Annotated in this window: 13 protein-coding genes; 7 read left to right on the forward strand and 6 right to left on the reverse strand. The window is 71.0% G+C overall.

Annotation, left to right across the window (positions count from 1 at the left end; translation table 11 throughout):
* Positions 1-26: 26 nt before the first annotated feature.
* From BLT21_RS13660 to BLT21_RS13670, 3 genes are read left to right on the forward strand one after another with little or no spacing between them, the layout of a single operon-like run.
* Positions 27-926 carry an SDR family oxidoreductase gene (locus BLT21_RS13660; RefSeq protein WP_091503044.1) on the forward strand — a complete coding sequence of 300 codons (900 nt, stop codon included), beginning with the start codon at positions 27-29 and terminating at the stop codon, positions 924-926.
* Entirely contained in the window at positions 923-1957 is a 1035-nt protein-coding gene (locus BLT21_RS13665; protein ID WP_091503046.1) for a gluconate 2-dehydrogenase subunit 3 family protein, read from the forward strand. Before BLT21_RS13660 ends, BLT21_RS13665 begins: the two co-directional genes overlap by 4 nt.
* On the forward strand, positions 1954-3501 hold the full coding sequence (locus tag BLT21_RS13670) for a GMC family oxidoreductase (protein WP_091503048.1): 1548 nt from the start codon (positions 1954-1956) through the stop codon (positions 3499-3501). Before BLT21_RS13665 ends, BLT21_RS13670 begins: the two co-directional genes overlap by 4 nt.
* A 72-nt stretch (positions 3502-3573) precedes the next feature.
* On the opposite strand, the gene BLT21_RS13675 is transcribed toward BLT21_RS13670, so the two are convergent.
* Genes BLT21_RS13675 through BLT21_RS13685 form a run of 3 tightly spaced genes read right to left on the reverse strand, consistent with a single transcriptional unit; the run spans position 3574 to position 6732 of the window.
* Positions 3574-5091, reverse strand: a complete 1518-nt coding sequence (locus BLT21_RS13675) for a tripartite tricarboxylate transporter permease (RefSeq protein WP_091503049.1) — start codon at positions 5089-5091, stop codon at positions 3574-3576.
* Between the two features lies 1 nt (position 5092).
* Positions 5093-5713 carry a tripartite tricarboxylate transporter TctB family protein gene (locus tag BLT21_RS13680; protein WP_091503051.1) on the reverse strand — a complete coding sequence of 207 codons (621 nt, stop codon included), beginning with the start codon at positions 5711-5713 and terminating at the stop codon, positions 5093-5095.
* A complete protein-coding gene (locus BLT21_RS13685) occupies positions 5710-6732 on the reverse strand; it encodes a tripartite tricarboxylate transporter substrate binding protein (protein WP_091503499.1) in 1023 nt (340 codons plus the stop codon). The genes BLT21_RS13680 and BLT21_RS13685 overlap by 4 nt, the downstream gene beginning before the upstream one ends.
* Before the next feature lie 163 nt (positions 6733-6895).
* Here BLT21_RS13685 and BLT21_RS13690 point away from each other — a divergent pair, with 163 nt between their 5' ends.
* Both BLT21_RS13690 and BLT21_RS13695 read left to right on the forward strand, forming a co-directional pair.
* Complete coding sequence (locus BLT21_RS13690) at positions 6896-8173, forward strand: sensor histidine kinase (RefSeq protein WP_256336080.1); 1278 nt, start codon at positions 6896-6898, stop codon at positions 8171-8173.
* On the forward strand, positions 8170-8943 hold the full coding sequence (locus tag BLT21_RS13695) for a response regulator (protein WP_091503056.1): 774 nt from the start codon (positions 8170-8172) through the stop codon (positions 8941-8943). Before BLT21_RS13690 ends, BLT21_RS13695 begins: the two co-directional genes overlap by 4 nt.
* Here the strand turns inward: BLT21_RS13695 and BLT21_RS13700 are convergent.
* Positions 8913-9632, reverse strand: coding sequence for an isochorismatase family protein (locus BLT21_RS13700; RefSeq protein WP_091503058.1), 720 nt, complete (start codon positions 9630-9632; stop codon positions 8913-8915). The two genes, BLT21_RS13695 and BLT21_RS13700, sit on opposite strands and share 31 nt — an antisense overlap.
* Positions 9633-9745: 113 nt before the next feature.
* Between BLT21_RS13700 and BLT21_RS13705 the strand changes: the two genes are divergently transcribed.
* Positions 9746-10600 (forward strand): PhzF family phenazine biosynthesis protein, encoded by an 855-nt coding sequence (locus BLT21_RS13705; RefSeq protein WP_091503060.1) that lies wholly within the window; start codon positions 9746-9748, stop codon positions 10598-10600.
* A gap of 19 nt (positions 10601-10619) precedes the next feature.
* Here BLT21_RS13705 and BLT21_RS13710 read toward each other — a convergent pair whose 3' ends face one another.
* Together BLT21_RS13710 and BLT21_RS13715 are read right to left on the reverse strand one after the other, a co-directional pair.
* Entirely contained in the window at positions 10620-11654 is a 1035-nt protein-coding gene (locus BLT21_RS13710) for a YdcF family protein (RefSeq protein ID WP_091503062.1), read from the reverse strand.
* A 16-nt stretch (positions 11655-11670) separates the two neighbouring features.
* Positions 11671-12147, reverse strand: coding sequence for a MarR family winged helix-turn-helix transcriptional regulator (locus tag BLT21_RS13715; RefSeq protein WP_091503064.1), 477 nt, complete (start codon positions 12145-12147; stop codon positions 11671-11673).
* Between the two features lie 56 nt (positions 12148-12203).
* On the opposite strand from BLT21_RS13715, the gene BLT21_RS13720 reads away from it, so the two are divergent.
* The gene (locus tag BLT21_RS13720; RefSeq protein WP_091503067.1) at positions 12204-12572 is read left to right on the forward strand and encodes a VOC family protein; all 369 of its coding nucleotides are present in this window, start codon (positions 12204-12206) and stop codon (positions 12570-12572) included.
* Positions 12573-12584 lie beyond the last annotated feature (12 nt).

The raw sequence follows: 12584 nt of genomic DNA on the forward strand, positions 1-12584 counted from the left end.
TTCGGCCGCGACCTACCGTGAGCCCCGTGGAGCAGAGCGATCAGTACACCTTCGACAACCCGGTGACCCGATACGACCGGGTCGAGCCGCCGGTCCAGCACCAGCCCGAACCAGGCGTGCAGGCCGACATGGACCCCGTGCCCGACCTGGGCGAAACGACCTACCGCGGATCCGGCCGGCTGTTCGGCCGCAAGGCCCTCATCACGGGCGGCGACTCCGGCATCGGCGGCGCCACGGCGATCGCGTTCGCCCGCGAAGGGGCCGACGTGGTCATCGTGCACCTGCCGGCCGAGCAGCGCGACGCCGACCGCATCCTCGGCCTGATCGCCGAGGCCGGCGTGCGCGGGCACGCCATTGCAGCCGACATCTCCGACGCCGCGGCATGCCGCGCGCTGGTCGCGGAGGCGGCCGAGTTCCTTGGCGGCATCGACATCCTGGTCAACAACGCGGGCAAGCAGGTCGCGGTCGACAAGCTCGAGGACCTCTCCGACGAGCAGTTCGCGGCGACCTTCCACACCAACGTGTTCGCGAACTTCTGGATCACCAAGGCCGCGCTCCCGCACCTTCCGGCGGGTGCCTCGATCATCAACACCGCGTCGCTCGAGGCCTACAAGCCCGCGCCCGACCGGCTCGACTACGCCGCGACCAAGGCCGCGATCAACAACTTCTCGAAGGGGCTGTCGCAGCAGCTGGCGCCGCGCGGAATCCGTGTCAACGTCGTGGCCCCCGGGCCGGTGTGGTCGGCGCTGCAGGTGAGCGACGGCGTCTCGGACGAGCAGATGAAGGCGTTCGACGACGAGAGCACATACCAGCGTGCCGGTCAGCCGGCCGAGATCGCCCCGGCCTTCGTCTTCCTCGCCTCGGCGGAGTCCAGCTACGTCTCGGGTGAGACGCTCAATGTCAACGGGGGAATGGTCACCCCGTGAGCGAATACGCCTTCGCGGTCGTCTCCCTCATCGGCGACGTACCGCAGCTCGATGACGCCGTCCGGCCCGTCGACCCGACGGAGGCCGACGGCGTCGCGGAGCTCGTCGCCGGCCCCTTCTCCGTGCTCGCCCTCGATCCGGCCCTCGGCACGGACGGGATCGTCGCGGCCATCGCGGATGCCGCGCTCGACACCCCGTGGATCGTCGTCGCCGGGCCTGACGAGCGCGATGCCGCCGCCGAGCTCGTCGATCGGGCGCTCGACGGGGTGGTCGGCCTCTTCGGCCTCGCCGGCGTCGTGGTCGAGAGTGCGGAGATCCCCGACAGCATCCGTCACCGGGAGGTGCCGGCCACGGTCGCGACCGACGGCGTGGCGACCGCCGTCCGCGGGCTCGCGACCGACGTGGCCGCCCGCGGGCCCCGCGTTCCCGCCGCATGGTCGCGCATCATCGCGTCGGACCGCACGGACGTCGCCATGCGCGCCACCCTGGCCCGCCGCGCCCTCGCGGACGATCCGGGCTACCGTCCGCGGGCACTGAGCGACGAACAGCTCGGCCTGCTGCGCGAGGTCGCGCGTCGGATCGTGCCGCAACAGGCGGGTCCCGCGATCGACCTCGCCGCCCGTCTCGACCGCATGGTCGAGGCCGGCGAGAGCGACGGCTGGCGCCCCACCGGCATGTCGACCGATGTCGAGGCCTATCGCACGGGCCTCGACGCGCTCGCCGCCATCTGGATGCGCGGCCCATCCGCACAGGACGCCGTCATCCAGCAGGTCATCGACGGCGAGGCGGCCTCGGGCTCCGTGCTGACCCCCGGTCAGCTGAGCCTGTGGTTCGAGGATGCGCGGAACGACCTCATCCGGCTGTGGTTGTCGCACCCGGCCTCGCTCGCCCACGTCGGCTACACCGGCTTCGCCACCGGCGGCACCGGTCCCGAACCCGCCGGATACCTCGTTCTCGCCGCGGGCGAGCGCGAGGAATGGGAACCCGAAGAGCTCGGCCGCCTCGGAGCGGCGGAAGGACGAACCTCATGAACCTCACCGGCATGCGCACCTACGACCTCGACGAGGTAGTGGACGTCGTCGTGGTCGGCACGGGAGCAGGCGGCGGGCCGTTGCTCAGCCGCCTCGCGGAGCGGGGGCTGCGGGTCGTCGCGCTCGAAGCGGGTCCGAACCTCGAGATGGACCAGTTCTCGCCCGACGAGCGCGAAGCCACCCGCATCAACTGGATGTCCGACCGTTTCAGCGGGGGAGACGCCCCCACGGCGTTCGGCCCCAACAACAGCGGCTGGGGCGTGGGCGGCGGCACGTTGCACTGGGGCGCGTTCACGCCCCGTCCCGACCGGCGCGACCTCTCACTGCGGAGCGAGTCGGGTCAGGGACGAGACTGGCCCATCGATTACGACGAGCTGATCCGCTACATCGTCGAGGTCGAGAAGGTCATCGGTGTCAGCGGTCCGACGCCCTATCCGTGGGATCCGCAGCGCGAGTACCTCGACGGCCCGACCCGTCGAAACGCTCCCGCCGATCTGGTGCTGCAGGGCTGCGAGCGGCTCGGCATCGCGGCGACCGATGCGCCCGCCGCGATCATCACCCGCGACCGGGAGCAGCCGCACTACGGGCAGCGCAAGGCGAGCATCGACGTCGGCGGCATCCACCAGGGCGACCGGTTCGGCTACAAGGCGACGACGGCCATCACCTATCTTCCGGTCGCCGTCGCCCACGGCGCCGAGATCCGCCCCGACTCGATGGTGCACCGCATCGAACAGGATGCCTCGGGCTCGGTCACGGGTGTCGTCTACCTGCACGACGGCGTCGAGTACCGGCAGCGGTGCGCTTCGCTCGTGCTCGCGGGCGGCGGGATCGAGACGCCGCGCCTGCTGCTGAACACGGGTCTGGCGAACTCGAGCGGCCAGGTCGGTCGCAACTTCCTCGCCCATGGCGCGGTGCAGGTGTGGGGGCGCTTCGACGAGAGCATCCGCGGCTACCGCGGCTACCCGTCGGCCGCGATCACCGAGGACTTCGTGCGGCCCGAGGGGGTCGACTTCGCGGGCGGATACCTCATCCAGAGTCTCGGCGTCATGCCGCTGACCTACGCCACGTCGCTCGTGCGCAGCGGGTCGCTGTGGGGTCGCGAGCTCATGGACGCCCTCGACGCCTGGCAGTTCTCCGCCGGAATCGGGATCAACGGCGAGTGTCTGCCCGCCGACGGCAACCGGCTCGTGCTCTCGGACGAGACCGACGAGTGGGGCATCCCGCGGGCCGAGGTCAGCTTCTCGCCGGGACCGAACGAGAAGGCGATCGACGATCACGCGGTGGGGGTGATGACCCGCATCCTCGAGGCGGCGGGCGCGCGCGAGACGCGTGTGCTGGCGCGTTCGGCGCACACGATCGGCACGTGCCGCATGAGCACCGACCCCGGTGACGGGGTCGTCGACCCCGACGGCCGGTCGCACGACATCCCGAACATGTGGATCTGCGACAACTCGACCTTCCCGAGTGCCCTGTCGGCCAACCCGGGGCTGACGCAGATGGCGCTGTCGCTGCGCACCGCCGACCGCATGCTCGCCACCGCCTGAGTTGCCGACCCGAACGCAGAGGGTGGATGCCGCAGCACGCGGCATCCACCCTCTGTTCGTTCGTCGGCGCCCTCAGACGCCGGTGAGCTGCTTCTCGCGCTTGCGCGCCACCAACCGGCTCCGCACCGAGAACACCAGCACGATGGCCAGCAGGGCGTAGAGCACGATCGTGATCGGGCTCTGCACCAGCACCGAGAAGTCGCCGTTCGAGCTCATCGCCGCGTCGCGCAGGCTCGTCTCGGCGAGCGGCCCGAGGACCATGCCGATGATGAGCGGGGCGAGGGGGAAGTCGAGCGCCCGCATGAGGAATCCGAGCAGGCCGATGCCGAGCAGCATCAGCAGGTCGAAGGTCGACCCCGACGTGGCGTAGATGCCGAGGGCGCAGAACACCGTGATCCCCGCGTAGAGATAGGGGCGGGGGATCAGCAGCAGCTTCGCCCAGAGCATCGCGAACGGCAGGTTGAGGATGAGCAGCACCACCATGGCGATGAAGAAGCTCGCCAGAAGCGACCACACGAGGTCGGGAGCGCGGTCGAACAGCAGCGGGCCGGGCTGCAGCCCGTACTGGCGGAAGGCGGCCAGCATGATCGCGGCGGTCGCGGAGATCGGCAGGCCCAGGGCGAGCAGCGCGCCCATCGCCATGCCGGTGGTGGAGTTGCCCGCCGCCTCGGGAGCCGCCAGTCCCCGGATGGCGCCCCGGCCGAACTGCGGATTCTTCCGTCGCGCGTCGAGCCGCTTCTCCACGCCGTAGGCGAGGAATGTCGGGATCTCCGAACCGCCGGCCGGTACGACACCGAACGGCAGGCCGATCGCGGTGCCGCGCGCCCACGCCGGCGCCGCCTCCTTCAGCTCGCGTCGCGTCAGCCAGGGTCGGCCGGTCGGCTTGATGAGCGCCTTGTTCGAGGTGTGCCGCTCGAGGCAGGCGACGTAGATGACCTCCCCGAGCGCGAGGATCGCGACCGTGACGGTGACGAGCGAGATGCCGTCGAAGAGGTTGGGGGAGTCCATCGTGAACCGCGGGGCTCCCGAGACGCCGTCGATGCCGATGACGGCGATGCCCAGCCCGATGAACAGAGCCGTCAGACCCTTCACGACGTTGTCGGTGACGACCGACGAGGTCGCCGCGAACGCGAACACCGCGAGCGCGAAGAACTCGGCCGGACCGAATCGGCTCGAGAAGTCGGCCAGGGCCGGAGCGACGAACACCACGACGACCGAGGCGACGAAGCCGCCGATGAAGGCGCCGATCGCGGCGGTCGCGAGCGCCTGCGCCGCACGTCCGTTGAGGGCCATCTTGTGACCCTCGAACGTCGACGCGATGGCCGACGCCTGACCCGGGGTGTTCATGAGGATGCCCATGGTCGAGTCGCCGAACAAGCCGCCGAAGTAGACGCCGGCGAACATGATGAAGGCCGCTGTCGGGTCGAGCGAGAAGGTGATGGGCAGCAGCAGGGCGACGGCCATCGACGAACCGAGGCCGGGGAGGACGCCCACCGCGGTGCCGAGGAGGCACCCGACGAGGACCCAGAGGAGGTTGGCGGGCGTCAGCGCACCCGCGAAACCCTGGCCGAGAAGCTCGAGCACATCCATGTCAGAACCCTCCGAGGATGCCGGACGGGAGCGGCATCCCGAGCACCATGTCGAAACCGATGTAGGCGATGGAGCTCACCGTGAGCCCGACGACGAGACCGCCGAGGTGCTTCGTCGACCCGAAGGCTCGCGCGACGCACCAGAAGAGGAGGCCCGCGGCGATGATCCACCCGAGGATCTCGAGCAGGAAGGCGAAGGCGAAGAACGCACCGACCACCCACAACAGCGACCGCACATCGACACGTACCGCTCGCGCCGGTGCGGCGGCCCCGGACTCGGCGCCGGCGTCGTCACCACCGACGACATCCGCGGTCACGGCGGCGATGTCGGGACGTGCCGCGCTCGTCTCGCGCATCTCTGTGAGCGCCGACACCACCAGGGCGGCGGCGAAGACGTACAGGCCGCCCGCGATGATGCCGGGGAAGAACTGCGGACCGGGGAACACGGCGTTGGCGGGCACCTTCATCGTGAAGATGCCGACGAGCAGGTACGTCGCGAAGGCCGTGATGATCACCGGCATCGTCAGGCCCTTGAGCAGGGCGGCGATGCCCGGCCCCGACACGAGTCGCAGGCGGTCGCCGACGACGGCCGAGGTCGCCGTCGGGTTCGGGGGGAACGTCATAGTCCCATCTCCTCGTACAGGTTGGTGATGCGCTCTTCCTCGTCGTCGAGGAAGGCCGTCAGTTCGTCTCCGGTGATGATGCGTTCGGTCCAGCGATAGCGCTCGATGGCGTCCTGCCACTCGGGCGTCGCGACCGAGTCGAGCACGAGCTCGGTCAGGGCCGTGACGTCCTCGTCGTCGAGACCCGACGGGGCGGCGAGCATGCGCCAGTTCGACAGTGAGATGTCGTAGCCCTGCTCGTTCGCGGTCGGGATGTCGATCCCCTCGATCGGCTCCTCCGACACGAGCGCCAGGGCCCGCAGGCGACCGGCCTCGATCTGGTCGATGTTGTCGGGGTACCCGCCGGCGGCGGCCTGGGCCGTGCCGTTGAGAAGGGCCTGGATGGCCTCGCCGCCACCGTCCGACGAGATGTACGTCGTGTCGATCGGGTCGATGCCCGCGGCCAGGGCGAGGTCGGTGACCACCAGCTGGTCGAACGAGCCGCCGCCTGTCCACGGGATCGACTTCGGGTTCTCGCGCCACGCGTCCACGAGGTCGTCGAGGGTCTCGTACGGGGAATCCGACGGAACCACGATGACGTCGTACTCCTCGACGACGACCGCGAGCGGCGTGACGTCGCCGAGCTTGGCGGCGGAGTCGAACTGGATGGTGGCGGCGAGCAGGCCGGTGCCGCCCACGAGCATGTTGCCGGGCTGGCCGTCGAGAACCGACACGTTCCCCAGGGCGATGGTGCCGCCCGCGCCCGGCATGTTCACCACCTGGACGTTGTTGACGAGGCCGTTGGCCTTCTGCGCCTGTTGGAGCTCGCGTGCCACGCCGTCCCACCCGCCTCCCGCGGCGGCCGGAGCGATGATGGTCATCGAGGCGTTGATCTCCTGGCCGGTGGCGGCCGAGGTGATGGAGCCGACTCCCGCCGTCACGATCGCGGCTGCGGCGACGGCCCCTCCGATGATGCGTGCAGCCAGGGTTCGGCCCCGATGCTGCGGGCGCGCATCTGTCTCTGTCGCGGTATGCGTCATGATCACTCCCATTCGCGCGGACGTCGTCGTCTCCGCGAGATCGAATTAGGATGGCACTTCGCCGAGCCGCCCCCGAGCGTGGCGGGATTTGTTCTCATAGATGCGCACGGGCCCGGTCCGCCGTGTCCGACCGTACGAGGAAGTCGACAGGATGCCGTTCACGATGAGACCGTCCGCGGTGCGTCTCGTCCTGCTCGTCCTGCCCTCGGTGGTCACGCTGGCGGCGCTGTCGGCGACGGGCGCGGTCGCGCTCGCTCTGCAGGAGCGGACCATCCGCGAGGCCACGGGCGAGCGCGTGCTCGAGGTGGCGTCGAGCCTCGCCGACCTGCCCGAGGTGCGCGAGACGGTCGGCGCGGTGACCGCGAAGGGATCGCCCGCGGCGCTCGCCGGTGCCGACGACCTGGCCGAGGCCACGGCGGTCCTGCAGCCGATCGCCGATCTCGTCGGTGAGGCGGCGGGCGTGTACTACGTCGTCATCACGGACGACGAGGGCGTGCGGATCACGCATCCGCTGGCCGCGGAGCGCGGGGTGCAGGTCGAGACCGCGAATGCGTCGGTCCTCGCGGGCGAGACGTTCACCGGAACCGAGATCGGCGCCTCCGGCCCGTCGCTCCGGGCGAAAGTGCCGGTGCGCGACGCGGCCGGTCAGCCCGTCGGGATGGTGGCCGTCGGGGTGCTCGAGTCGGAGATCGCCTCCGAGCTCGACGCGGCCGTCCGGGCGCTGCTGCCGTGGGCCGTCGGGGCGCTGCTGGTCGCCACCCTCGCGGCGTCCGTCTTGACCGCCACTGTCGAGCGGCGCTTCCGCCGGCTCGACGTCATCGCGGCCGAGCATGCCCAGATGCGCCGGACGACGGTGGCGCTGCGCGAGCAGTCGCACGAGTTCAGCACCCGGCTGCACGTCATCCACGGACTGGTCTCGCGCGGCGATGTCGATGAGGCGCGCGGCTATATCGAGGAGATCGCGGCGGTACGCCGACCCGTGGACGCGGGCGGGGCCGGTGACGAACCGGTGCCCGATGACCTGCCGGTGCTGGCCGCGATGACGCAGACGGTGCGCACCGAGCTCTCCGACCTCGGCGCCCGCGTGCGGTTCGACCTCGCCGTCGAGTTCGACGTCGACGAGGGGGTCGTCTCGGTCGTGGCGAACCTCTGTCGGAACGCCGCGGAGGCGGGTGCGGCCACCGTCGTCTGCGCGCTGCGGAATGCCGATGACCGGATCGTGGGGTCGGTCGACGATGACGGACCGGGAGTCGAGCCGCGCATCGCCGCACGCATCTTCGTCCCGGGTTTCACCTCGAAGACTGATGCGTCGGTTTGGGGGCGTGGGCTGGGGCTCGACGTCGTCTGGCGCATCGTCACCGCGCGCGGAGGGTCCGTCGAGGTCGGGCTGTCCGCACTCGGGGGAGCGCGCTTCGCCTTCGAGCTGGAGCGCGCGGGATGAGTCGACCGATCCGCGTCCTCGTCGTCGACGACGACCGGGGCGCCCGCGCGCTGCACGCGGGGTTCGTCGCGGACGTCCCGGGCTTCGTCGTCGTCGCCACCGCCGGCAGCGGAGAGGCTGCGCTCGAGCACAGCCGCGCGGGGGTCGATCTCCTCCTGCTCGACATGCGGCTGCCGGGCATCAGCGGCATCGAGGTGCTGCACCGGTTGCGCACCCTCGGCGACGAGGGGCCCGACGTGCTCGTCATCAGCTCGTCACAGGATCAGACCACGGTGCGGCAGGCGCTGGCCGCGCGGGTCGTCGGCTACCTCGTGAAGCCGTTCACCCAGGCCGCGCTCCGCGAGCGACTGGAGCGCTACGCCCATGACCGCGAGCGGATCGTCGCCGGCAGTCGCGACCGTCTGCTCGCCCAGGGCGAGATCGACCGCCTGCTCTCGACCGGCACGGTTCGCACGGTGTCGGCAGCCTCGGGGGCCTCGGCGTCGCTGCCGGACGACACCGCCGCCGCGGGTCGGGCGCGGGCGCCGCGCGGCGGCGCGCTGCCCAAGGGCCTGGCCGCGCCGACCCTCGCCCAGGTCGTCGCGGCGCTCGACCCGGTCGTCGCCCTCACCGGCGAGGATGTCGCCGCCGCATGCGACATCTCCCGAGCCACGGCGCACCGCTACCTGAGCCATCTGGTGGACGCCGGCGTCATCCACGTGTCGCACCGGTACGGCAGACGCGGACGACCTCAGGTGCTCTACCGGCTCGCGCCGTCACCGGAGCTCTGAGGCGGCTCCTCCGAAGTGGCGCCGTGAGGGGCGCCGTGACGGGCGCCGTGCCCGGCTGCGCGCCCGGCCACCGCGGAGGCGACGAGATTGCTGCGGCTCAACGGCGTCCCGGTCGTCACCGCGGCGGCCCACCCATCGGTGTTCGCCACCGAGGCCCAGTTGGAGTGCAGGAGCGTCAGCAGTGTCGAGTGCACCTCGCGCGCGTCGCGTGTTCCCGCATCGTTGGCGAGCGGGATCGCCCCGGTCGCGTCCGCGAGCACCTCGGTGTCGAATCCGAGCGCTTCGGCCGCGACCGCCGACGCCAGGATGCAGTTGTTGATCATGTACCCGACGAGGGTCACCGTCGTCACGCCCCGCTCACGGAGCCAGTCGGCGAGGGCGGTGCCGGCGTAGACCGAGCCGTGATGCTTCACGACATCGTGCCACGGTTGCGCGCCGGTCGCCGGACGGAGCGCAGCGATGTCGGGGTGGAGCGGGTAGCCGTCGCCGTCGGGGTCGAATACGGCGGCCCCGGCCCCACCGGCATGCTGGACCATCACGACGGGGAGGCCCGCGGCGTGTGCTGATTCGACGGCGCGGACGATCGCCGTCCGGGAATCCTCGCGCGGCGGGTACTCGATCTCGAGCGGGCCGGCGAAGTACTCCTGCTGCACGTCGACGACGACCAGTGCGCGGCGAAGGGTGTCCATGGGCACACCTTCTCACGCCTCGACCGTGTCGTGGACCTCGCAGTGCGCCGCCGGGGCGGGGCGCGCGCGACGTGCGCGCGGAGCGATCATCACCGCGGGCGTAGCCTGATCGGATGAGCGCGCCCGACGTCCTGCGATACACCGCCTTCAGCTCGCACTCGGCGGGCGGCAACCCCGCGGGCGTCGTGCTCGATGCCGGAGAGCTCGACGAGCGCGAGATGCAGCGCATCGCCGCCCAGGTCGACTACGCCGAGACGGCTTTCGTCACGGGAACGACCCCCGCCGGCGAACAGACGGTGCGCTACTTCTCGCCGATCGCCGAAGTGCCTTTCTGCGGGCATGCCACGGTCGCGACCGCGGTGGCGCTCGCCGAGCGTGACCGCGTCGGGTCGGACGGGACCGTGCGCTTCTCGACACCGGTCGGGGTCGTCGCCATCGCGGTGTCGCGCGACGCCGACGGCATCCGCGCCGCGTTCACGAGCATCGAACCGACGGTCGGCGCGCTCCGGGAGACCGACCTCGACGCGATCCTCGACCTGCTCGGCCTGACGCGCGACGACCTGCACCCGGACCTTCCGCCGCGCATCGCGAACGCGGGCAACCCGCATCCGGTCATCGTGCTCGCACACGAGGCGACCTTCGACGCGTTCTCGTTCGATGCGGACGCGGTCCGCGCACTCATGGACGAGCGCGGGTGGCCGGCCACGATCACCGTCGCCTTCCGCGCGGGGACTGACCGCTTCGTCGCCCGCAACCTGTTCCCGGTGGGCCGGATCACCGAGGATCCGGCGACGGGCTCGGCCGCCGCGTCGTTCGGCGCCTACCTGCGCGAGCTCGGCGCCGTCATCGCCCCCGCGACGATGACGATCGAGCAGGGGCGGCACGTCGGCCGGCCGGGAGAGCTCACCGTCATGATCCCCGCGGTCGGCGGGATCACGGTCTCGGGGCACGCCGTGCCGATCGACTGACTCCGAGCGCGCATCCCGCTCAGGGCAGAAGTCGGGCGAGCGACGAGACCACGAAGAAGACGACGGGGGCCATCAGCAGCGCGAGCGCGACGAGGTTGAGCCATCGGTGGTCGCGCAGCAGGGCGAGGTACTCCCGCAGCAGGGCGCTCGGACGGTAGTAGCGCGCTGAACGGGCGCCGATGGCGTGACCGGCCATGTCGAGGGTGCGCAACAGCGTCGCCGCGCGGAAGGCGTGGTAGTCGCTTGTAACCGCGAGGACCGGGCCGACGATCTCGCGCTCGGCGAGGATGCTGCGCGTGAGCGTGAGGTTCTCCTCCGTCGTGCGCGACTCGTCCTCGACGATCAACCGGTCGCGGGGTGCGCCGAGCGAGACCGCGTACTCGGCCATCGCGGCGGCCTCGCTGCGGGGTTCGTCCGCACCCGTGCCGCCCGACACGACGAGCACCGAGTCGGGGTAGCGCCGCTGCGACGCGACCCCGAGGTCGACGCGCTGAGCGAGAAGCGGCGGAACGCTGCCGTCTCGCCGGAGGCCCGAGCCGAGCGTCACGACGGCTGCCGGTGCAGCGCGACGGCGCGCGATGCGCGCGTACACGGCCGACCAGCAGAGGTAGGCGACGAACCCGGTGCCGACGTAGCCGATGGGACCGGCGAGAAGGAGGAGCACGACGGCGAGCTGCAGCCATCCGACCGCTATCGCGAAGATTCCGAGCCCCAAGAACCCGAGGACGCCGATCCCCGCGATGAGCGAGAGGAGATTCGCGAGCGAGCGTCCCTCGCGTCGCACCATCACCAGGCCGTTGGCGAGCAGTGCTGCACCCAGGCAGATGGCCGACGCCAGCGGGATGACGAGCAGCAGCAGCCCGCCGACGATCGTGCGCGCGCCGTCGGGCAGGGGAGCGAGCACGGCCGCCGCTTCGAGGACGAAGCCCACGACCGACATGACGAGCGAGGCCGCGGCGAGGGTCAGCAGCACTCCGGGCAGCAGGCGGCGGGGATCTCGCGAAGCGAGGACGGCTCCCACGGCGGCGAACACGAACGTGAGGAAGCCGGGCACGATTCCAGCCTAGAGTTCAGCGCTCGGGTGACGCGTCCGTCGCGCGGCGCGGCTCGCGGAGAGCGCGGGCCATGCGGCGGAGCGCAAGGAAGACGGTCTGCCGATCGGGGTCGTCGATGTCGGCGAGCATCCGCAGCTCGACCCCGCGGACCGCTGCGGTGGCCGCAGCCAGACGTTCGCGGCCACGCGGCGTCAACTCGGTGGGCAGTGCCTTGCCCGAGGTCGGGACCGCATCGCGGACGACTTCGCCGTCGCGCTCGAGCGTCTGCAGGAGCACGTTCATGCTCTGCCGTGTCACGAAGGTTCCGCGGGCGAGATCGGAGTTCGAGAGTCCGGGCCGCTGGGCGAGCAGCTCGAGGCACGAGTAGTGGGTGATGTTCATGCCGAGGGGGCGCAGCACCTCCTCCATCGCCGCGCGGAGCGCGCTCGAGACCTCCTTCACGAGGTAGCCCATCGACGTCTCGAGATCGATGCCGCTATCGCCTTGACTCATGTCAGTATTCTGACATATGGTCGGATGTCAGAAAACTGACACGAAAGGACGTCATCATGCCCGTCACCGGACCCGATTTCATCTCGCTGCAGGTGCGCGATCTCGACGCATCCCAGGCGTTCTACGAGCGCTATCTCGGCCTCGTCCGTTCGCCCGCCGGGCCGCCGCACGCCGTCGTCTTCACCACCGAGCCGATCGCGTTCGCGCTTCGCGACCCACTGCCCGGGGTCGACCTCGACGCGCTCGCCCAGCCGGGTCAGGGGGTCGCTCTCTGGTTCCACGCGTCCGGCGTGCAGGAAATCCACGACGCGTTGGTCGCCGACGGGCGTCAGATCGTCGCTGAACCTGTGGACGGCCCGTTCGGCCGCACCTTCACCTTCGCCGACCCCGACGGATACCACGTCACCTTCCACGACCGCGGCTGAGGACGGCGTCGG

The organism is Microbacterium sp. cf332 (assembly GCF_900102175.1).
In the GTDB taxonomy this organism is placed as follows: Bacteria; Actinomycetota; Actinomycetes; order Actinomycetales; family Microbacteriaceae; genus Microbacterium.

Bases quoted from the DNA above. Each gene is read 5' to 3' on its own strand.
- BLT21_RS13685 (WP_091503499.1), bottom strand. From the start codon at position 6,732: ATGACGCATACCGCGACAGAGACAGATGCGCGCCCGCAGCATCGGGGC.
- BLT21_RS13720 (WP_091503067.1), top strand. From the start codon at position 12,204: ATGCCCGTCACCGGACCCGATTTCATCTCGCTGCAGGTGCGCGATCTC.
- BLT21_RS13680 (WP_091503051.1), bottom strand. From the start codon at position 5,713: ATGACGTTCCCCCCGAACCCGACGGCGACCTCGGCCGTCGTCGGCGAC.
- BLT21_RS13670 (WP_091503048.1), top strand. From the start codon at position 1,954: ATGAACCTCACCGGCATGCGCACCTACGACCTCGACGAGGTAGTGGAC.
- BLT21_RS13695 (WP_091503056.1), top strand. From the start codon at position 8,170: ATGAGTCGACCGATCCGCGTCCTCGTCGTCGACGACGACCGGGGCGCC.
- BLT21_RS13700 (WP_091503058.1), bottom strand. From the start codon at position 9,632: ATGGACACCCTTCGCCGCGCACTGGTCGTCGTCGACGTGCAGCAGGAG.
- BLT21_RS13690 (WP_256336080.1), top strand. From the start codon at position 6,896: ATGAGACCGTCCGCGGTGCGTCTCGTCCTGCTCGTCCTGCCCTCGGTG.
- BLT21_RS13675 (WP_091503049.1), bottom strand. From the start codon at position 5,091: ATGGATGTGCTCGAGCTTCTCGGCCAGGGTTTCGCGGGTGCGCTGACG.
- BLT21_RS13705 (WP_091503060.1), top strand. From the start codon at position 9,746: ATGAGCGCGCCCGACGTCCTGCGATACACCGCCTTCAGCTCGCACTCG.
- BLT21_RS13715 (WP_091503064.1), bottom strand. From the start codon at position 12,147: ATGAGTCAAGGCGATAGCGGCATCGATCTCGAGACGTCGATGGGCTAC.